The 19586-nt window shown below is 54.5% G+C and carries 22 protein-coding genes, 1 tRNA gene and 1 riboswitch; of the genes, 20 read left to right on the forward strand and 3 right to left on the reverse strand.

The window, feature by feature from the left end; translation table 11 throughout:
• The first annotated feature begins 354 nt into the window (after positions 1-354).
• From ACTTKG_RS03140 to lysS, 5 genes are all read left to right on the forward strand, one after another.
• The gene (locus ACTTKG_RS03140) at positions 355-1077 is read left to right on the forward strand and encodes an MBL fold metallo-hydrolase (RefSeq protein WP_442672803.1); all 723 of its coding nucleotides are present in this window, start codon (positions 355-357) and stop codon (positions 1075-1077) included.
• Positions 1074-1652 carry a peptidylprolyl isomerase gene (locus tag ACTTKG_RS03145; protein ID WP_442672804.1) on the forward strand — a complete coding sequence of 193 codons (579 nt, stop codon included), beginning with the start codon at positions 1074-1076 and terminating at the stop codon, positions 1650-1652. The genes ACTTKG_RS03140 and ACTTKG_RS03145 overlap by 4 nt, the downstream gene beginning before the upstream one ends.
• Positions 1636-1914 (forward strand): GIY-YIG nuclease family protein, encoded by a 279-nt coding sequence (locus tag ACTTKG_RS03150; RefSeq protein WP_442672805.1) that lies wholly within the window; start codon positions 1636-1638, stop codon positions 1912-1914. The genes ACTTKG_RS03145 and ACTTKG_RS03150 overlap by 17 nt, the downstream gene beginning before the upstream one ends.
• Positions 1915-2107: 193 nt before the next feature.
• Positions 2108-2578, forward strand: coding sequence for a transcription elongation factor GreA (gene greA / locus ACTTKG_RS03155; protein WP_442672806.1), 471 nt, complete (start codon positions 2108-2110; stop codon positions 2576-2578).
• A gap of 73 nt (positions 2579-2651) precedes the next feature.
• A complete protein-coding gene (lysS, locus tag ACTTKG_RS03160) occupies positions 2652-4133 on the forward strand; it encodes a lysine--tRNA ligase (RefSeq protein ID WP_442672822.1) in 1482 nt (493 codons plus the stop codon).
• Positions 4134-4171: 38 nt separating this feature from the next.
• On the opposite strand, the gene ACTTKG_RS03165 is transcribed toward lysS, so the two are convergent.
• Positions 4172-5503, reverse strand: a complete 1332-nt coding sequence (locus tag ACTTKG_RS03165; RefSeq protein ID WP_442672807.1) for a diguanylate cyclase — start codon at positions 5501-5503, stop codon at positions 4172-4174.
• A 235-nt stretch (positions 5504-5738) separates the two neighbouring features.
• On the opposite strand from ACTTKG_RS03165, the gene ACTTKG_RS03170 reads away from it, so the two are divergent.
• From ACTTKG_RS03170 to ACTTKG_RS03230, 13 genes are all read left to right on the forward strand, one after another.
• Complete coding sequence (locus ACTTKG_RS03170; protein ID WP_442672808.1) at positions 5739-5978, forward strand: hypothetical protein; 240 nt, start codon at positions 5739-5741, stop codon at positions 5976-5978.
• Positions 5979-6164: 186 nt separating this feature from the next.
• Positions 6165-7214, forward strand: coding sequence for an MraY family glycosyltransferase (locus tag ACTTKG_RS03175; protein ID WP_442672809.1), 1050 nt, complete (start codon positions 6165-6167; stop codon positions 7212-7214).
• A gap of 65 nt (positions 7215-7279) precedes the next feature.
• Positions 7280-8437 carry a non-hydrolyzing UDP-N-acetylglucosamine 2-epimerase gene (gene wecB, locus ACTTKG_RS03180; RefSeq protein ID WP_442672810.1) on the forward strand — a complete coding sequence of 386 codons (1158 nt, stop codon included), beginning with the start codon at positions 7280-7282 and terminating at the stop codon, positions 8435-8437.
• Complete coding sequence (locus tag ACTTKG_RS03185; RefSeq protein ID WP_442672811.1) at positions 8437-8673, forward strand: AtpZ/AtpI family protein; 237 nt, start codon at positions 8437-8439, stop codon at positions 8671-8673. The genes wecB and ACTTKG_RS03185 overlap by 1 nt, the downstream gene beginning before the upstream one ends.
• 319 nt (positions 8674-8992) lie before the next feature.
• On the forward strand, positions 8993-9385 hold the full coding sequence (locus ACTTKG_RS03190; protein ID WP_442672812.1) for an ATP synthase subunit I: 393 nt from the start codon (positions 8993-8995) through the stop codon (positions 9383-9385).
• Positions 9386-9454: 69 nt separating this feature from the next.
• Positions 9455-10129, forward strand: coding sequence for a F0F1 ATP synthase subunit A (gene atpB, locus ACTTKG_RS03195; protein ID WP_442672813.1), 675 nt, complete (start codon positions 9455-9457; stop codon positions 10127-10129).
• Positions 10130-10205: 76 nt separating this feature from the next.
• A complete protein-coding gene (atpE, locus tag ACTTKG_RS03200; RefSeq protein WP_006191010.1) occupies positions 10206-10460 on the forward strand; it encodes a F0F1 ATP synthase subunit C in 255 nt (84 codons plus the stop codon).
• A 45-nt stretch (positions 10461-10505) separates the two neighbouring features.
• Positions 10506-11009, forward strand: a complete 504-nt coding sequence (atpF, locus tag ACTTKG_RS03205) for a F0F1 ATP synthase subunit B (RefSeq protein WP_442672814.1) — start codon at positions 10506-10508, stop codon at positions 11007-11009.
• Positions 11003-11545, forward strand: coding sequence for an ATP synthase F1 subunit delta (gene atpH, locus ACTTKG_RS03210; RefSeq protein ID WP_442672815.1), 543 nt, complete (start codon positions 11003-11005; stop codon positions 11543-11545). Before atpF ends, atpH begins: the two co-directional genes overlap by 7 nt.
• Positions 11546-11567: 22 nt before the next feature.
• Positions 11568-13088, forward strand: a complete 1521-nt coding sequence (gene atpA / locus ACTTKG_RS03215; RefSeq protein ID WP_314762671.1) for a F0F1 ATP synthase subunit alpha — start codon at positions 11568-11570, stop codon at positions 13086-13088.
• A 17-nt stretch (positions 13089-13105) separates the two neighbouring features.
• On the forward strand, positions 13106-13957 hold the full coding sequence (atpG, locus tag ACTTKG_RS03220) for an ATP synthase F1 subunit gamma (RefSeq protein WP_442672816.1): 852 nt from the start codon (positions 13106-13108) through the stop codon (positions 13955-13957).
• A gap of 12 nt (positions 13958-13969) precedes the next feature.
• The gene (gene atpD, locus ACTTKG_RS03225) at positions 13970-15382 is read left to right on the forward strand and encodes a F0F1 ATP synthase subunit beta (protein WP_442672817.1); all 1413 of its coding nucleotides are present in this window, start codon (positions 13970-13972) and stop codon (positions 15380-15382) included.
• Between the two features lie 3 nt (positions 15383-15385).
• Positions 15386-15820 (forward strand): F0F1 ATP synthase subunit epsilon, encoded by a 435-nt coding sequence (locus tag ACTTKG_RS03230; RefSeq protein ID WP_442672818.1) that lies wholly within the window; start codon positions 15386-15388, stop codon positions 15818-15820.
• A 78-nt stretch (positions 15821-15898) separates the two neighbouring features.
• On the opposite strand, the gene ACTTKG_RS03235 is transcribed toward ACTTKG_RS03230, so the two are convergent.
• Positions 15899-15987: transfer RNA gene (locus ACTTKG_RS03235), tRNA-Ser, on the reverse strand.
• A gap of 41 nt (positions 15988-16028) precedes the next feature.
• Positions 16029-17069 carry a nuclease gene (locus ACTTKG_RS03240; protein WP_442672819.1) on the reverse strand — a complete coding sequence of 347 codons (1041 nt, stop codon included), beginning with the start codon at positions 17067-17069 and terminating at the stop codon, positions 16029-16031.
• A 478-nt stretch (positions 17070-17547) separates the two neighbouring features.
• Between ACTTKG_RS03240 and ACTTKG_RS03245 the strand changes: the two genes are divergently transcribed.
• Positions 17548-18522 (forward strand): TIM barrel protein, encoded by a 975-nt coding sequence (locus tag ACTTKG_RS03245; RefSeq protein ID WP_442672820.1) that lies wholly within the window; start codon positions 17548-17550, stop codon positions 18520-18522.
• Between the two features lie 119 nt (positions 18523-18641).
• A riboswitch (cobalamin riboswitch) is annotated at positions 18642-18843 on the forward strand.
• Between the two features lie 228 nt (positions 18844-19071).
• Positions 19072-19586: TonB-dependent receptor plug domain-containing protein (locus ACTTKG_RS03250; RefSeq protein ID WP_442672821.1), on the forward strand; the 515-nt coding region annotated here is incomplete at its 3' end.

Raw genomic sequence — 19586 nt, forward strand, 5'->3', positions numbered from 1 at the left:
TCGATGTAGTTGTACACCGTTTTGGTGCAGACGATTACGGCAAATTCGCCGGTTCGTTTCGCTCTGCCACAAAGCGTAGAGCGGGCGATGCCGACTTTTTGGGCGATTCGTATTTTCGGCAGCCCCTCCTTCAAGAGCGCCTGTATTTCACCTCTTTGATAAGCGGTTAGATGCTTGAAGTTTCGCGTAGTTGTGGTACTCCTGCCTGTCCTTTTTATGTGTCCGATTTCATTTTACAATTAACATTTTACAATTAACCCATAAATATAGCAGAAGATATTTTGACAATACCCTTTGTCTTTTCCTGCATTCTTCTGCTATAATAATGGAGATTCTTTTGGAAGGAGGTAGCTCTTGGAGATTGTATATTTGTTGAACAGCGGTTTTGCTGTGCGGCTTTCGCGCACATTGCTTGTTTTTGATGATTACCTCGATCCTGCGCGGGCGGTGGAACGGCTTTTGGGTGAGGTGGATCGGGCGTATTTCTTTGTTTCTCATGCGCATTTCGATCATTTTGATGCGCATATCTTGGAGTATGCGCCTTCGGTTACGCGATATTTTATGGCGGAGGAGATTCGGCGGACGAAGCGCGGCAAGCGGTTTCCGGCGGAGAAGACGGTGTATCTTGCGAATTACAGCAGCCATGAGGAGGATGGCGTTCGCGTGGATACGTTTTCTTCGACGGATACGGGCACGTCGTTTTTGGTGGAGGTCGCAGGACGGCGGATTTTCCATGCCGGAGATTTCAACTGGTGGCATTGGAAAGGCGATACGGAAGAGAATAATAAGCTCGCACGAAACGGTTTTATGAAGCAGATGAAGAAGCTCGACGGTCTGTGCGCCGATGTGGCATTTTTTCCTGTGGATGGACGTTTGGAGGAGTTCGCCGATATCGGCGCGAAGGAGTTTTGTGCGCGCACGAAGATCAAGGCGCTCGTGACGATGCACAGCGTTGGCTATCCGGCATGGCAGCCGGCGGCGGATTTCTTCGAGGAAGGGTGCGCTGTGCCGCATTGGACGCCGACGGAGCCGGGGGAGATGCGCTGCTGGACGGTGGAAGGGGGATTCACACGATGAAGAAGGCTCTTGTTTTTTTACTGGCGGCATTCGTCCTTTTTACGACGGGATGCTCGGCGGCGGGTACGAATGACAAGAATAAAGGAGCGAAAAAGATGGCAAATCCGATTGCAGTTTTTGAGACGAATCATGGGACGTTCGAGGTGGAGCTTTTCGAGGATAAGGCGCCGATCACGGTGAAGAATTTCACGGATCTTGCGGAGAAGGGCTTTTATGACGGGCTGATTTTTCACCGCGTGATCGACGGTTTCATGATTCAGGGCGGCGATCCGAACGGCATGGGGACAGGTGGTCCCGGGTATACGATTCCCGATGAATTTCATAAGGATTTGAAGCATGACAGCGAGGGTGTTCTGTCGATGGCGAATGCAGGGCCGAATACGGGCGGTTCGCAGTTCTTCATCACGCTTGCAGCTACGCCGTGGCTCGACGGTCATCATTCGGTGTTTGGCAAGGTCGTCGAAGGCATGGATGTCGTGCGTGAGATCGGCAAGGTCGATACGGATTTTCAGGATAAGCCGCTTTCTAAGGTCGTCATGGAGAGGGTCACGATTCGTCGTGAGGAAAAAGAGTGAGGTGAAGGCGTTCACTTATATTCTCGTCTGTGCAGACGGCACGCTCTACACGGGCTGGACGAACGATCTGGAAAAGCGCCTTGCCGCGCACAATGCGGGCAAGGGGGCGAAGTATACGAGGAGCCGCCGTCCTGTGCGGCTCTTTTATTATGAGGAGTTTGAAGAGAAGGGGGAGGCGCAGCGCCGCGAGTGTGAGATCAAGCGCCTGCCGCGCGAAAAGAAGCTGGCGCTTGCGGCGTGTCTGCCGCAAGCGCCGGAGTGAAACGCTGCAAGGGATGCATCTGGAAATTTACCGCTGGAAATTTTGCGCCGCAGGTGGACGCGGTTCATTGACAAGGTGCGTTTTGCTACCTATAATGGTAGGATAATGACGGTGCTGAATGTATCGGTGCGTTCTTGCCCGTGAGCATGAGGTTCATGGTTGAAAAGAGGCGCCGGGAAAAGGGGAATCATTGATGGCAGAAAAGCGTGTAATGCTGACGGAAGAGGGCTATAGGAAGCTGCAGGAGAAGCTCGATTATTTGAAAAGTGTGCGCCGCATTGAGGTGTCGGAGCGTCTCAAGGCGGCGATTGCGCTCGGCGACCTCTCGGAAAATTCGGAGTACGACGATGCGAAAAATGAGCAGGCGTTCCTCGAAGGTGAGATCCTTGATCTTGAGGCGAAGATAAGAAACAGCGACATCATCAAGGGCGGCGCTTCTTCCGACATCGTGCAGATGGGCAGCACTGTCGTGATTAAGGATGTTGAGTTCGATGAGCAGGAGACGTATACGATTGTCGGCTCGGCGGAGGCGGATCCGACGGAATTCAAGATTTCAAACGAGTCGCCCGTCGGTGCGGCGATCATCGGTAAGAGGGTCGGTGATCGCGTCGACGTCCATGCGCCTGTCGGCGTTATTCAGTATGAGGTTGTAGAGATCAAGTGATATAGAGTTAGGAGAGGAAACATTGGCAGAGAAGAAGCAGGATGCAGTGCAGAAGGAAGAGTTGAATGACCTCATGCGCGTGCGCCGCGAGAAGATGGAGAAGTTCCGCGAGATGGACGTTGCGCCTTTCGGGCAGCGCTATGAGGTCACGTATCATGCGGATCGGGTGCTCGCTGACTTTGCCTCGCTCGGCGAGGAGGCGGAGGGCGATACGGAGGTCAGCATCGCCGGACGCTTGATGGCGATTCGCGGTCATGGCAAGGCAAGTTTTGCCGTGCTCATGGATCTTTCGGGTAAGATTCAGATTTATTTCAAGCTGGATGTCTTAGGCGAGGAGAAGTACAAGGAATTCAAACTTTTGGACATCGGCGATATCATCGGCGTCAAGGGAATCGTGTTCCGCACGCGCCGCGGCGAGCTTACGGTGCGTGTCGATGATTTCACGCTTCTTTCAAAGTCGCTGCGCCCGCTGCCTGAGAAGTTTCATGGTTTGAAGGATGTGGAGATGCGCTATCGCCAGCGCTATGTTGATCTCATCATGAATCCCGAGGTCAAGGATACGTTTATCGCACGTACGAAGATCATCCAGTCGATTCGCCGCTATCTTGATGCGCGCGATTTTCTTGAAGTGGAAACGCCTGTGATGTCTACGATTGCGGGCGGCGCGGCGGCGCGTCCTTTCGTGACGTACCACAACGCGCTTGATATGAAGCTCTATCTTCGCATTGCGACGGAGCTGAATCTCAAGCGGCTCATCGTCGGCGGCTTGGAGCGCGTCTATGAGATCGGGCGGATCTTCCGCAACGAGGGCATTGATGTGCGCCACAATCCGGAGTTCACTTCCATCGAGATTTATCAGGCGTATGCCGATTACAACGACCTCATGGATGTGACGGAGGGAATCTGCTGCCAGGCGGCGAAGGACGTGCTGGGAACGACTGTGCTGACTTACGAGGGGACGGAGATCGATCTATCGAAGATTCGCCGCGTCAGCATGAACGATGCGGTGAAGGAAGCGACGGGCAAAGACTTCTTGAGCGCAGAGACGGTCGAAGAGGCGCGTGCGATGGCGGACGAGATCGGTGTCGCCTACGAGGAGAAGCACGGTATCGGCGGCATCTTGAACGAGGCTTTCGAAGCGAAGGTCGAAGAGAGCTTGATTCAGCCGACCTTTATCACGGGGCATCCGACGGAGATATCGCCTTTGGCGAAGCGAAATCCCACAGATCCGCGCATCACGGACCGCTTCGAGTTCTATGTCTACGGGCGGGAGCTTGCGAACGGCTTCACGGAGCTGAACGATCCGATTGACCAGGAGCAGCGTTTCTTGGATCAGGTGAAGCAGCGCGAAGCCGGCGACGATGAGGCGCATCCGATGGACAGCGACTACATCACGGCGATGGAGTACGGTCTGCCGCCGACGGGCGGTCTTGGCATCGGCGTCGATCGCCTCGTGATGCTCTTGACGGACAGCTCGTCGATCCGCGACGTGCTCTTTTTCCCGCACATGCGGCCCGATGCAGCGGTGCGCGTACAGGAAAGTGCGGACGAGTGACAGCAGCAAATAAAAAACGCCCCATGCGGGGCGCTTTTTTATTTGCCGAACTTGTGGAAGCTTTCCTTTTCCGTATACATGCGTTGATCTGCCTGTTCGATCAAGGCTCGTATGCTTTTGGGTTTGTTCTCCCATGCGACGCCGATGGAGACGGAGAAGGGGGAGTGCTTTCGCAGATTTTCCTTGATATGGGAGATCTTTTCTTTGAGGTGCGCTTCGCTCTCGTCGATGCAAAGTACGACAAATTCATCGCCGCCGATGCGGAAGATGGCTTCGGGCGGAAATGTGTCGTGCAGCAGGCGGGCGAATGCGATGATGGCTTTGTCGCCGTACTTATGACCGTGTGTGTCGTTGATTTCCTTTAGGCCGTTGAGATCAAAGTAGGCGATGCCGATGGAATGACCGGAAAAGCTGCGTTCAAGCTGTTCCGTGGTACGGATGAAAGCGTTGCGGTTGCCGGCGCCGGTCATTCGATCTTGGTAGCTCATGGATTCAAGCATGGCGGTGTGTTCGAGCATGACGCGCCGCGCCGAGATGTAATAGGCGAGCGAAAGGAGAAGGGGAGCGATGTTTTTCATTTTTTCGAGCGGCGGATTGTCTACGCCGATGAATCCTGCGACCTTGTCGTGATGGTGAATGGGCGCGGCGATGTAGGTGCGGATGTTTTGCGCATGAAGGAGGTCGTATTCTTCGGGATGTGTGCTGCGCAGAGCCGATATGTCTTCAAGGACTACGCATTTATTTTCTTTGAAGATTGGGAGCCAGCGCTTAATGAGCTGCGGCGCTACGACGCAGCGGGCTTCTTTGCGGGATTCGATGCCTTGGGCGCACCATTCGTGCGTATTGTAGAAGAGACCTTTTTTGAGGATGAAAGTATAGGTGCGGTCGGCGCTGAGATCTTCGCCGATGTTTTTCAGGATGAGATCGTAGGCGTGATTGATATCTGTCGTTTCATGCAGCAGGCGAATTGAGGAGACGAGGACTTCCTGCGCCTGCAAAGCGGTGGCAAGTTCTTGTTTTTCCTGCTCAATATTACTGACGTCGAAGGATACGACGAGTTGGACGGGTTTGCCGCCGAGGGATATGATGCGCGTCTTGGCATAGATGAAGCGCTTGAGCAAAGGATTGTAGCATCGTGTTTCGCGCATGGCGCCGAGTGTTTCGGCAGGGCATCTGCCGCAATGCCGTTCTTCGCCAAGCGTCAGAACGGAGCAGGTCATGCCCAGAAGATTTTTCGGTGAGCCGAGGAAGCGGTGAACCGCATCGTTCGCAAACAGGATCTCATGGGATTCGAGGTCTGTGATGTAGACCATGTCGTTCATGAGATTGAATACTTCTGCGTCTTTCAAGTCTTTAAGCTCGAGATCCAAGACATTTCCTCCTTCTATATTTTTATATATTTATGGGAATGGTTCCATTATGCTTATCGGAAAAAGTGAAAAAAGTATAAAGGGTATAGTCGAAACATCCTTGTTTTTAATATAAATAATAGAAAAGACCTAGGGAAGGATTTTTTCAATCTTTGTCGAATGAAATACATGATATTATGTATAGAGAAATGCGGCAGAAGGTGTCGTGCTGCATTGCAGAAAGAGGGCTGATTGTATGAGTTTACATGGGGCGCCGGAAACTTCTTCGCGTCCTCTGAAGATGCGCTCGCAGGCGGAGGTCAAGGCGCAGTACGAGGTGAAGATCAAGAAGTACAACGAGCTGATGCAGGCGCAGGGCGATCATCGTGAACAGCGCATGGAGCTCTACGCAGAGATCAAACTGCTTGGCTGGGTGCTGGGCAAGAAGGAGAAAGCGGTCATTGACGATCTTGGATCGCACCATATCAATCGGTAAGCGGACATTGAAAGAAAATGCCGGACGCGCGTCCAACTGCTTTGTGTGAAAGAACTGCTGTACACAAGTCGTGCGGCAGTTCTTTATGGTTACCCGAAAACGGTGTGCTCTTCCGTCTTGACTTCTTTGTGTTTCATGATAGAATGGTTCATGATAATACAATGGGTAGAAAGGGTGCTGCTTTTCATGCCGAATCATGTTCTGGCGTTCCTTGTCGCTATGGTTGTTGCGGTTGCCGTGACGCCGGCGGTCATTTTTTTTGCGGAAAGGACAGGAGCGCTCGATGCGCCGGACGCGCGCAAGGTGCATAAGAAACCGGTGCCGCGCATCGGGGGTGTGGGCATCTATGCCGCCTTTATGGCAGCGATGCTCGTATTTATGATCTACGGCGAGCTTTCTGATGAGGTCATAACAGAGCTTGCGGGGCTTATGGCGGGCGGTTCACTCATCGTGCTCTTAGGGCTTATCGATGATTATAAGAATTTACCGGCGAAGGTCAAGCTCTTGGGGCAGATTGTCTGCGCCTGTGTGCTCGTCGCTTTCGATGTGCGCATCGATTTCATCACGGATCCGTTTGGCGATTATCTTTACCTTGAGTATCTTGCCATACCCGCGACGATTTTCTGGATCGTGGGGCTGACGAATACGGTGAATCTCATCGACGGACTCGACGGTCTGGCGGCGGGTGTCGCCACCATCGCATCCATTACCATCTGTCTCGTCGCCCTGCAGCAGGGGTATGCGCTCGTTGCTGTGCTGACGGCGGCGCTTGCGGGAGCTGCTATCGGCTTCCTTTTCTACAACTTCAATCCGGCGAAGATCTTCATGGGCGACACGGGCAGCATGTTCCTCGGCTTCATGCTCGCGGGCATCTCCGTCATCGGCGCCGTCAAGAGCGCGGCGACGATCGCCCTCATCGTGCCGATCCTCGCGCTTGGGCTTCCGATCATGGATACGGCGTTTGCCATCGTGCGCCGCTATCGAGGCGGTGTGCCGATCTTCAAGCCGGACAAGGGGCATCTGCACCATCGTCTGCTCGACCTCGGCTTTACGCAGCGTCAGGCGGTGCTTTTGATGTACATCATCAGCGCGCTATTAGGTCTCAGCGCCGTCGCACTGACGGAAGTTTCGGGCGGCATCGCGCTCGTGATTTTTTTCGGTGTCGTCATATCCGTACTCTTTGGCGCGAAGAAGCTCGGTATTTTTCGCATGAATGATTCCGCACAGACGCATTGATGCGGGACGGAGTTTCTGCAGTAGTTTCCATCGCTCGTCATTTGAGGGAAAAGGAGAACAAACCTATGAAGAAGATCAAGGTTATGACGGTTTTCGGCACGCGTCCCGAGGCGATCAAGATGGCGCCGATCGTGCTCGAACTTAAGAAGCACGAAGCAAAGATCACGCCGATCGTCGCCGTGACGGCGCAGCACCGCGAGATGCTTGACCAAGTACTTTCTCTCTTTTCCATCACGCCTGACTATGATCTCGACATCATGGCGCAGGGGCAGACGCTCTTCGATATTACGACAAAGGCGCTCTTAGGGCTTGACGGTGTGCTGACGAAGGAGAAGCCCGACATCGTGCTCGTGCACGGCGATACGACGACGACGTTTGCCGGTGCGCTTGCTTCCTACTATCATCAGACGGCGGTCGGTCATGTGGAAGCGGGGCTTCGTACGCAGGATAAGTATTCACCGTTTCCCGAGGAGATGAATCGGAAGCTCACGGGCGCGCTTGCCGATCTCCACTTTGCGCCGACGATGACGGCGAAGGCGAATCTTCTTCGGGAAGGTGTGGGCGAAAGCCGTATCTTCGTCACGGGAAATACGGTCATCGATGCTTTGCAGCAGACGGTGCGGCAGGATTTTTGCTTCGAGAATGCGCTGCTTGACGGACTTGATTACGAAAGGAGCCGCATTGTTCTCGTGACGACGCATCGGCGTGAAAATCTTGGCGAACCGATGCGCCACGTTTATAAGGCGCTCAAAGAGCTTGTAGAAGAGTTTTCCGATGTTGAAGCGGTGTTCCCCATGCACAAGAATCCCAAGGTGCGCGAGGTCGCCCGTGAAGAGCTCGGCGGTATTTCTCGTGTGCACTTGATTGACCCCTTGGATTACGAGCCGTTTGCGAACCTTATGGCACGCTCTTATTTGATCCTTACGGATTCCGGCGGCGTGCAGGAGGAAGCGCCGGCGCTCGGCAAGCCTGTGCTTGTGCTGCGCGATACGACGGAGCGCCCGGAAGCCTTGGATGCGGGGACAGTACGTCTTGTCGGTACAGACAAGGAGCGCGTCTACAGGGAAGCGAAGGAGCTTTTGACGGATGCGGCTGCTTATCGCCGTATGAGCGGCGCCTGCAATCCCTATGGCGACGGCGAGGCTTCTCGTCGCATCATGGAAGCGATTCTCTATCACGCCGGCTTCTTACACGAGAAGCCGGATGTGTTCGCTGGCTGCTGATGGAGCGGGAAACGCCGCCGAAGGAGAAGGGGGCGCTTCGTCAAGCGCTCGACGCCTACATTTTTTTGAGCGGCATCGGCATCTTTTTCTGCGTCGTTCTCGGCATCTCGATGTATGTGGGAAGTCTTGCTGATGAGGCTTTCGCCTTGGGACACAAGGGGATCTTTGCGGGAATCCTCGTGGGATTCCCGCTCGCACTCTTCTTTGTCTATCGGCGTGTGCGCCGAATGCGCTGAAAATATTTAAGTCTGCATTTCTTTTTTGCGATACATAGGCATAGTGTCGCGGGATGGTTTTTCCAGCAGATTTATGGGATTTGTCATAAACTATATTGATTGTATGTTTATAAACTATAGATATGATTTATATAATTGCTGTCTATTCCTGGTTATTTTATCATTCTTTAATTTTATGAGGATTCCCGCTTGTTTTTGGCAGGGGAACGGCTTCTTTTGTCGAAACAATGAAATAGCCGTGGAAGTTTTCTTTGAAATTTTTCATGGCATGTAGAAAAGATATTCGCACCCGGCGCTTTTGCCGCCGAAGGAGGAATATGTGAGGGAAGTTTTATCGGTATATGCGAGGCGGCTCGCCGCATGGCTTCTTGGCTTTGCGCTCATGGCGCTCGTTTCGTTCGCTGCCGGCGGACGCGCGGGTCTCATTGGCGCATGGCTCATCGGCTATCTGGCGGCGGCAGTCTGTCTGTGGAATCTCGTATGGCGCACATGGCGGAGCACGACGCTGACCGTCGAACGCGCCAAGCGCGAGATGCGGCAGGGATTCTTTCTGCGGCTCGTCACGATCTTCATCGTGTTCTGGGCTGCCGTGCAGATTTCGGTCGAGGTGTTCTTCACGGTGGTTTCGGGCTTTGCTCTATGCTACGTCGTGACGATGCTCCACATCATGCTGCTCGCGCTCGGCAAGACCGATAAGGGAAAGGCGGACTGAATCCGCGCTTTCCGGGGAGGCTGCTAGTTGGCGCTCTCCGAGATTTATCCGAAAGGGAGGTAGTTAAACATGCATGAAATCGGTGTTCGCGAAGTTATTCAGTTCGCCGGCATGACCTTCAATGAGGAAACCTTGATCATGACATGGATCACCATGGCGGTCGTCCTTCTCATCGCGATTCTTGCGACGCGCAATTTGCAGCTCATTCCCTCGGGCTGGCAGAACGTGCTGGAGATGGTCGTCGTGTGGCTGCATGAGCAGATGGATGCGACGCTCGGACCGAAAGGCCGCTGGCTCGCGCCGATGATCATCACCTTGTTCCTGTTTCTCTTGGTTTCCAACTGGATCGGCCTCGTGCCGAAGATGGCGTCGCCGACGAATGACTTGAACACCACACTGGGGCTTGCACTCTTTGTCGTCGCCTTGGTGCATGGACTGGGGCTCTACATCGGAGGTACGAAGTACATCAAGCACTTCTTCCAGCCGACGCCTGTATTCGTCATTCTCAACATCATTGAGGAAGTGGCGAAGCCCATCACTCTGGCCTTTCGTCTATTCGGCAACATTCTTGCAGGTGAGATACTCATCATCATCCTGCTGAAGCTCGTGCCGATCTGGATGCCTGTGCCGTCCGTCCTTTGGCTTGCCTTCAGTATCTTCATTGGCATGGTGCAGGCGGTCATCTTTACGATGCTGTCGATAGCCTATCTGTCGAACGCCTTCCATTCGAGCGAAGAGCATTGAGGGTGGGGAGCATTTGGGCGCTCCCGCATGAGTTGTTTCATTTTTTGTAAGTGGATCTTTAAGGAGGAAATTTTTCATGGAAAACGCGATTATGGTAGCAGCCGCTTTGATTGGCGCAGGTATTACGATGGGTCTTGCCGCGATCGGCGCCGGCATCGGCGACGGTCTTGTCACGGCTCGTTTCATCGAAGGCATCACGCGTCAGCCGGAGGCGAAGAACGCTCTCTTCACGAATACGCTGATTTCCGTCGGTCTGATCGAGGCTATGGCGATCATCGCGACGGTTGTCGCCTTGATCATGCTCTATGCGAACCCGCTTCTGACGAAATAAGGAGAGCATAAATTCTCTCTATCACAGAAAAGGGGGTACAGCAAATTGATCGATATAAATTGGACCCTTGCGGCTCAGATCCTGAACTTCCTGATTCTTGTCGTGCTGCTTCGCGCCTTTGCCTATAAGCCGATCGTCAACATGCTCAAAGAGCGTCAGACGAAGATTGAGATGAGCCTTGCCAAAGCGGACGAGGACGTGGAAAAGGCGGCGGCGCTCAAGAAGGAATACGAGGATCAGCTCGCGAGCGCCCGCGTCAAGGCGCAAGGCATCATCGATTCTGCCACGCGGCAAGCGGCGGAGGAGCGCGATGAGAGCGTTGAGAAGACGAAGCGCGAGATTGAGCAGATGAAGAAATCGGCTGCCGAAGAGGTCGAGCGTGAGCGCCGCGCGGCAGCGGAGACGCTTCGCGCCGAGGTCGTTGCCCTTTCGATGGCGGCGGCGAGCAAGGTCATCGCGAAGAATCTCGACGAGAAGGCGAACGAGAGCCTCATCGCCGAGTTTGCCGACCGACTCGGCAATGAAAAGCTTGGTGATCTCTCATGCTGAATCTGCAACTGGCGAAAAAGTATTCGCGCGCCATCTTCGAGATTGCCGCGGATGAGAAGAAACTCAAGGAGTACGGCGAAGAACTCACGGGCGTGACGCGCGCCGTATTCGATGAGCCGATGCTCCGAGGCTTCGCGACGAATCCGCAGGTGCCGCCCGAAGCGAAGAAATCGCTGTTCAAGAAGATTTTCTCGGGCGAAATCTCCTCGGATATTGAGAACTTCATCATGCTCTTGATCGACAAGCATCGCATGGACCTTCTGGAGGTCATAGATGCCCAGTATCAGGATTTTTCCAACGAGGCGCAGGGCATCGTTGTCGCGGACATCACGACGGCGCACCCGTTGACGGGAGAGCTGGAAAAGCTCCTCGCCGAAAAGCTCGAAAAGGCGACGGGGCGCAGCGTGAAGCTCAGGAAGCACATCGATGCCGCCATCATCGGCGGCGCGATCGCCCAGATCGGCGACAAGCGCATCGACGGCAGCGTGCAGGGACGCCTTGCGGCGCTGCGCACTCAGATACTGGCGAACAAGTGAGAAATTGGGGTGACAGCATAAGATGAAAATGAATCCGGAAGAAATAACAGCCATCATCAAAGACCAGATCAAGAACTACAACGTCGATCTGAATGTCGATGATGTCGGCACGGTTATCGAGATCGGTGACGGCATCGCCCATATCCACGGCCTCACGAAAGCCATGGCAGGCGAGCTGCTCGATTTCGGCAACGATGTATACGGTCTTGCCCTGAACCTCGATCAGGACGACGTCGGCGCCGTTATCTTGGGCGGCGATACGGAAATCAAGGAAGGTGCGACGGTCAAGCGCACGAAGAAGATCATGCAGGTGCCGGTCGGCGAGAACATGGTCGGCCGCGTCGTCGACGCTCTCGGGCGTCCGATCGACGGCAAGGGCCCCATTCAGGCGGCGGAGCATCGCGCCGTCGAGTTCCCCGCGCCGGGCATCGCGGACAGAAAGTCGGTTCACGAGCCGCTGCAGACGGGCCTCAAGGCGATCGACGGTCTCGTGCCGATCGGCCGCGGTCAGCGCGAGCTCATCATCGGCGACCGCGGCACGGGCAAGACGGCGATCGCTGTCGATACGATTTTGAACCAGAAGGGGCAGAACTGCATCTGCGTCTACGTTGCGATCGGTCAGAAGGCATCGACGGTCGCACGCGTCGTCAAGACGCTCGAAGACGCCGGCGCGATGGAATATTCCATCGTCGTCGCTGCGACGGCGGCGGACAGCGCTCCCTTGCAGTACCTTGCGCCGTACGCGGGCGTCGCTATGGCGGAATACTTCATGTACAAGGGCGGTCATGCGCTCTGCGTTTACGACGATCTGACGAAGCATGCCGCCGCTTACCGCGCGATGTCGCTTCTCCTGCGCCGTCCGCCGGGGCGTGAAGCCTATCCGGGCGACGTCTTCTACCTGCACTCGCGCCTCCTAGAGCGAGCGGCGAAGCTCTCCGATGAGCTTGGCGCAGGCTCCATCACGGCTCTGCCTGTCATCGAGACGCTGGCGGGCGACCTCTCGGCGTACATTCCGACAAACGTCATTTCCATTACCGACGGTCAGATCATGCTCGAAACCGACGCGTTCTACTCGGGCATTCGTCCGGCGATCAACGTCGGTCTTTCCGTTTCGCGCGTCGGCGGCTCGGCGCAGATCAAGGCGATGAAGCAGGTCGCGGGCACGCTGCGTCTCGACCTCGCGCAGTACCGTGAGCTTGCTGCCTTCGCGCAGTTTGGCTCCGACCTCGACAAGGCGACGAAGGAGCAGCTCGACCGCGGCGCACGCATGGTCGAGACCTTGAAGCAGCCGCAGTACACGCCGCTCGCCGTCGAGGATCAGGTGCTCGTACTCTTCACCGCCGTGCGCGGCTTCCTCGCGGACATCCCCGTCGAGAAAGTCGTCAAGTTCCAGGAGGACTTCATCAAGTTCATGCACGCAAGCCATGCCGATATCGGCAAGAAAATCGCTGAACAGAAGAAGCTCGACGATGCTTTGGAAGCCGAGATCAAGAAGTGCATCGAGGGGTTCAAGGAGACGATTTCTTACAGGGTCAAAGAATAATAGCGAGGTGATTCATTTTGGCTAGCTTGCAGGATATACGCCGAAGGATCAAGAGCGTAAAAAGCATCCAGCAGATCACGAACGCTATGAATATGATCGCGACCTCAAGGCTGCGCCGTGCCAAGGATGCGGCGACGAACAACCGCCCCTACGCGGAAAAGATGGCTCAGGTGGTCAAGGACATCGCGGCGAATGCCGGCGATTTCAGCCATCCGCTGTTGGAGACGCATCCGGACGGCAAGACGCTCTATCTCGTCTGCGCCGCTGACAAAGGGCTTGCGGGCGCTTATTCGAGCAACGTATTCAAGCTCGTCGCAAGTCTCGTTGAAGACAAGTCGAAGACGACGCTTGTGACCGTGGGCCGCAAGGCGCGCGATCATTTCAAGCACAGAGGCTTCGACGTCGCGGAATCCTACATCGGCATCAGCGAGCGTCCGACTTACGAAGAAGCGCGCACGATCGCCCAAGATCTTACGAATCGCTTCACCGAAGGCGGCATCAAGGAGATCCACATGGTCTACACGCGCTTCATCTCGTCGATCAGCTGCGTGCCGGAAACGATGCAGCTCCTGCCCTTTGCAGGGCTTGGCGAGGCGAAGGAAGGTCCTCATGCCCAGTACATCTACGAGCCGTCGGCGGAGGAAGTCTTAGGCTTCCTGCTGCCGCAGTACCTCGTGACGACGGTGTACGCGGCGCTCTTGCAGTCCGCCGCGAGCGAACTCAGCTCCCGCATGAACGCGATGAGCAACGCGACGGACAACGCCGAAGAGCTCATCCGTAAGCTCGACCTGCACTACAACAAAGTGCGTCAGGCTGGCATAACCCGCGAGATCACCGAGATCGTGGGCGGTGCGGAAGCCTTGAAGTAAGGAGGTTTAGCATTGGCTAAAGGTAAAGTCGTACAGGTCATCGGACCTGTCGTAGATATCGAATTTTCGGCGGGAGAGCTGCCGGCGATCCTCAATGCCATCACGATCCAGGGCAAGGTGGAAGACCTCGACATCGACCTCGTCGTCGAAGTCATGCAGCATCTCGGCGACAGCGTCACGCGCTGCATCGCCATGAGCTCGACGGACGGCCTCATGCGCGGCATGGAAGCCGAAGACACGGGCGCGCCGATCAAGGTGCCCGTCGGCGATGCGTGCCTTGGGCGCGTCTTCAACGTGCTCGGCAAGACGGTCGATCACAATCCTGCTCCCGTCGGCAATAAGGAGTCCTGGCCGATCCATCGTCCGGCTCCGAAGTTCGATGAGCAGGAGACATCGACGCAGATCCTTGAGACGGGCATCAAAGTCGTCGACCTCATCGCCCCGTACTCGCGCGGCGGCAAGATCGGCCTCTTCGGCGGCGCGGGCGTCGGCAAGACGGTTCTCATCATGGAGCTGATTCACAACATCGCGACCGAGCACGGCGGCTACTCCGTATTCGCCGGCGTCGGCGAGCGTACGCGTGAAGGCAACGACCTCTGGTCGGAAATGACGGAGTCGGGCGTCATCGATAAGACGGCGCTCGTCTACGGTCAGATGAACGAGCCGCCGGGAGCGCGTATGCGCGTTGCCCTGACGGGTCTGACGATGGCGGAATACTTCCGCGATGTGCAGGGGCAGGACGTTCTGCTCTTCATCGACAACATCTTCCGTTTCATTCAGGCGGGTTCCGAGGTTTCGGCTCTTCTCGGCCGCATGCCTTCCGCCGTCGGCTATCAGCCGACATTGACGACGGACGTCGGCGCTCTGCAGGAGCGCATCACCTCGACGAAGAAAGGCTCGATCACGTCCGTGCAGGCGGTCTATGTGCCGGCGGACGACTTGACGGACCCGGCGCCTGCGGCGACGTTCACGCATCTCGATGCGACGACCGTTCTCTCGCGCCAGATTGCCGAGCTCGGCATCTATCCCGCCGTCGATCCTTTGGATTCCACCTCGCGCATCCTCGACCCGAACGTCATCGGCGAGGATCACTACGAAGTCGCGCGCGGCGTGCAGGCGGTGCTTCAGAAGTACAAGGAACTGCAGGACATCATCGCGATCCTCGGCATGGAGGAGCTTTCCGACGAGGACAAGCTCACCGTTGCGCGTGCACGTAAGATCCAGCGCTTCCTGTCGCAGCCCTTTGCCGTCGCCGAAGTCTTCACCGGCTCACCCGGCAAGTATGTGCCGCTGAAGGAAACGATCCGCGGCTTCAAGGAAATTCTCGAAGGCAAGTACGACGATCTGCCCGAGAACGCGTTTTACATGGTCGGCAACATCGACGAGGTCATCGAAAAAGCGGACAAGATCAAAAAGGAGGGATGATTCGTGGCTTCCATCAAGCTCGAAATTGTCTCCCCCGACCGGGTTGTCTACAGCGACGACATCGCCATGCTCATCGTGCGTTCGACGGGCGGCGAGCTAGGCATCCTGCCGCATCACGCGCCGCTTGTCACGGGGCTGCTGCCCCATGCCATGCATGTGAAGTTCCCCGACCGTGAAGAGCTGATTGCTGTCTCCGGCGGCTTCATGGAAGTGCAGCCCGAAAAGATCACGGTGCTCGCTTCCGCCGCCGAAGAGCCGATTGACATCGACATCAACCGCGCCCAGCGCGCCTATCAACGTGCCAAGGAGCGCATCGACGCATTCCACAAAGGCATGACGACGGCAGAGCAGAAGGCAATCGACTTAGAGCGTGCCGAAGCGGCCCTGCGCCGCGCCATCGCTCGCCTCGATGCGACGAAGACGGCTTACGACAAGTAAGCTAACCGCAAAAAAGACGGTGCATGAATCCGAAGATTCATGCACCGTCTTTTTATCTATACATCTTTTGTTTCATCATGGCGGAGAGGGTGGGATTCGAACCCACGGTGCATCGCTGCATCACCGGTTTTCAAGACCGGCTCCATAAACCGCTCGGACACCTCTCCGTGACTTGCTGTATTATTTTAGCAAAAGGGGCCGTAGGCTGTCAATGTATCGAATGTTCTTTTTGCAAGGATTTGACCTTGTCCAGTGATAAATTTGTGATTCGGGCAATCATATCAAGGGGAAGATTTTCCTTGAGCATAGAAAGTGCCGTTTCCAAGCGAGTCTTTTCTATGCCGCGCTCCATACCGCGCTCCATACCGCGCTCCATACCGCGCTCCATGCCGCGTTCCATGCCGTGTTCCATACCGCGCTCATAGATGCCTGTACTTAGGTTGCACATCGTCTTCACCTCCTCTTCTATATCTGTAGTCGTATCAAGATCGAATTCATTCTTTAGTAGGTTCTTCTTTTCTGATGGAGACGTCTTTGTATCCTTGAATAGGATTTTCAGGAAACGGATGAGCCAGTCCTCATTCAGCTGCTGCTCATCTCCAAGATGGACTGTGATGATACTTATTAAGTCATAGTCGGCGCGATTTTCCTTGTGGCAGTGAAGAATGTGATGTTCATTCAGCTCGTAGCGATTGATGGCGCTTTTGCCGTTGGGGGAATCCATGCAGAGCCAGATACTGTAAACTTTCTTGATATCATCATAGGAAGAACCGGTAAATTCGGTTTCCTTTTGTGAGGAAATCAAGCGACTGGCATAGTAAACAGCACGACGCAAAAGCGCATACCCGAGTTTCGACCTACGCTGCGTTCTCTGCGCTTCGACGTTGACGATCAATGTGATGAGTTCTCCTGATTTTGGAGCGCGTGCGTGAAATAGAATATCGAAGCGAATCCAACCTTCGGTGATGGCGACGTTTTCCGTGGTATCGCCAAAGATTTCTTTAGGAGCGTTTCTTACCGTGTTCGTTTTGTCGCGGTCAATAGGAATCTCGCTGATTTGCGGCGTGCCTTCGATGTACTTTTCGGCGATGTCGGAAATGGAGACTTTTTCAAATTCCGGTACGGTTCGTTTGAGAAGGCGAGCCATGATGGCTCTTTGCGAAAGCAGACGCTTAGCATGTTGATCGTAGGTTGCGTTTTGGTAAGGAAGCGTAGGAGCTTTTTCTGAAATTTGTTCTTCTTTCTGCACGGACTCACCTTCTTTCTGTCATTATAGCATGAAACATCTCTTCTAGCCAGTGATACTTGCGTTCTTCATGGTAGAGGGACGTTTGTCTGGAAGTTGTAAAATAAATGGACGCAAAAAGTTCCATTTGGGAATCCGTTCAGTGAAACTTGAATTGAAAGCCGAAAGCAACTGAAAGAGAGGACCCAAAATGGAACCGATTTCAGCACGCTGAAACCGAGAGAGCTGAAAGAGATCGAAGATTGGGTTAACAACTATCTGCGCAAAATCTTCGGTCATAAAACTGCAAATGATATGTATGTTGCGGCTGCATAAGCTGCCAAAGTTTGGCAAAACGATGCGACAGTAAACGTGCAATCTTCTCGAATCCTTTTCGCTCCATCCGGCTTGCTTGACGGTGGATATTCGGCTATGATAGACTAAAACAGTATGTTTTTCAAAATGTAGAAACTTTTTAGACGATAATGGATTAGGAGATTTTATGCTGGAATTGGTGAATATATCGAATGCAGGCTGCGATATAGAGAACTTGCTGCAAAATAAAACGGAAGCTCTCCATGAATTCATTGAGCGATACAGACTCGACGGCATCGAGTTCATGCTTTGTGCGCCGTGGGATCGGACGATGTATCCGCCTGCGTATATCAAGGGCGTACATCTCCTTTTCTGGCCGTCGTGGCTGGATTTTTGGCGTGGGGATAAAGCTGCGCTCCTTGCAGAGTTCGGCACGGAGGAAAATATCCGCGCCTACTATGGTTCTCTTGATGTTGATGACTGGGTGGAAGGTTGGAAAAAGAATCTACGCCAAGCGGCGACTTGTCGGCCGCAGTACCTCGTCTTTCATGTCGCGCACAATGTGACATCGGAGATGTATACGCGCGAGTTCGCTCATACCGATGAGGAAGTCGTCGAAGGGACGATCGAGCTGGTCAACGAGATCGCAGCTGAGATACCGCAGGGCGTGCGTCTGCTCTTTGAAAATCTCTGGTGGCCGGGGCTGACCTTTCAAAAGCCGCAGCTCGCAAGTGCCCTTTTGGAGCGCGTTTCCTATGCGGATACGGGCTTCATGCTCGACGTCGGGCATCTGATGAATACGAATTTGGCGCTTACGAGTGAAGAAGACGGCGCGCGCTATGTGAAGGAGACCTATCGAAATCTTGGCGAGCTGGGCAAGCGCGTTTATGGCGTGCATCTTCATCAATCGCTTTCGGGCAGCTATACGAAGCGCATGATGCGTGAACATGCGGGCGAGCATCGCAGCCTGCCTTGGCAGGAGGCTATGGAATACGTCCTGCAAGTCGATCGCCATCAGCCGTTTCAGACGGATGCAGCGCGGCGCATCATCGACCTCATCGAGCCGGATTACCTCGTACACGAATTCATACAGCGCTCGCGCACCGATTGGGAAGAAAAGCTGCAAACACAGCAAAAAGCTCTGTGGAGCACGATTTCATAGAGATTGAATGTGTCGGTGGTTCCTTAAAGATCAGAGGTGCATACATTCATAGATTCTGATATTCCTACTTGACAAGAGCATCGTTCAATGCTACGCTATCTTTCGGAAACCAGTAAAATTTCATACAGCTTGGATCAGGTGTCGCAAGACTTAATAGGGAATCCGGTATATGCCGGAGCGGTCCCGCCACTGTAGCAGCGAGCCGGTCTGCACGAGAAAATCTTTGTATTTCTTGAGATGTCACTGAGGAATCGATCCTTGGGAAGGCGCAGACAGGTGATGAACTGGAGCCAGGAGAACTGCCTGATCGACAATCGCCATTTGACCTGCGAGTGATGGGAAGGGGATTTTCGGTAGCGCATTTGCCTTTGGGTAAAGCGACTTTTGCGGTGCCTTTGTGATAAGAGTGCGCCCTTTCTGCGATGCAGGGAGGGCTTTTTTGTATGGAAATGTGAATGGGTGCTGTTCTCGGTATTTATCCGTCGATGAAGTAAGGGCGGCGGCTGAATATAAATTTGTCTGCGGGCAGAATTTTAGGAGGAGATTGAAATGGGAAGAACAGGGTCGAGGAAGAAACTCGGCGCGACGGTAGCGGCGGCGCTTACGTTCGCTGCTTTGTATCCTGCGGGGGGGCAAGTGTTTGCCGCAGAAGCAGAGTCGACGCAGGATGCCGTATCGGAGCATTCGCTCGACGAGACGGTCGTCACGGCGACGCGCACGCCGGTACAGGAACTCAAGGCGAATGCAAATATCACGGTCATCACGGCAAAGGATATCGAAAAGCGCCACTATACGGATCTGACCGAAGCTCTGCGCGATGTCCCCGGCGTCACGGTTAATGAGTATGCGCCGGCTGGGTATAACAATAGTAGTGCGTTTTATATCAATGGCTCAAAGGATGTCGTTGTTCTCATTGATGGCGTGAAGCAGAATTATGCAGGTGGCTTTGCGGCGTCACTGACATCAGCGATGAAGGATCTCAGCGGCATTGACCGCATCGAGGTGCTGCGTGGCTCGGCATCGACGCTTTACGGCTCGGATGCCAAGGGCGGTGTCATCAATAT

This window comes from Selenomonas sp. (assembly GCF_052169755.1).
Classification (GTDB): Bacteria; Bacillota; Negativicutes; order Selenomonadales; family Selenomonadaceae; genus Selenomonas.

Bases quoted from the DNA above. Each gene is read 5' to 3' on its own strand.
- wecB (WP_442672810.1), top strand. From the start codon at position 7,280: ATGAAGAAGATCAAGGTTATGACGGTTTTCGGCACGCGTCCCGAGGCG.
- ACTTKG_RS03175 (WP_442672809.1), top strand. From the start codon at position 6,165: ATGCCGAATCATGTTCTGGCGTTCCTTGTCGCTATGGTTGTTGCGGTT.
- ACTTKG_RS03245 (WP_442672820.1), top strand. From the start codon at position 17,548: ATGCTGGAATTGGTGAATATATCGAATGCAGGCTGCGATATAGAGAAC.
- atpB (WP_442672813.1), top strand. From the start codon at position 9,455: ATGCATGAAATCGGTGTTCGCGAAGTTATTCAGTTCGCCGGCATGACC.
- atpH (WP_442672815.1), top strand. From the start codon at position 11,003: ATGCTGAATCTGCAACTGGCGAAAAAGTATTCGCGCGCCATCTTCGAG.
- atpA (WP_314762671.1), top strand. From the start codon at position 11,568: ATGAAAATGAATCCGGAAGAAATAACAGCCATCATCAAAGACCAGATC.
- lysS (WP_442672822.1), top strand. From the start codon at position 2,652: ATGCGCGTGCGCCGCGAGAAGATGGAGAAGTTCCGCGAGATGGACGTT.
- ACTTKG_RS03145 (WP_442672804.1), top strand. From the start codon at position 1,074: ATGAAGAAGGCTCTTGTTTTTTTACTGGCGGCATTCGTCCTTTTTACG.
- ACTTKG_RS03170 (WP_442672808.1), top strand. From the start codon at position 5,739: ATGAGTTTACATGGGGCGCCGGAAACTTCTTCGCGTCCTCTGAAGATG.
- greA (WP_442672806.1), top strand. From the start codon at position 2,108: ATGGCAGAAAAGCGTGTAATGCTGACGGAAGAGGGCTATAGGAAGCTG.
- ACTTKG_RS03185 (WP_442672811.1), top strand. From the start codon at position 8,437: ATGGAGCGGGAAACGCCGCCGAAGGAGAAGGGGGCGCTTCGTCAAGCG.
- atpE (WP_006191010.1), top strand. From the start codon at position 10,206: ATGGAAAACGCGATTATGGTAGCAGCCGCTTTGATTGGCGCAGGTATT.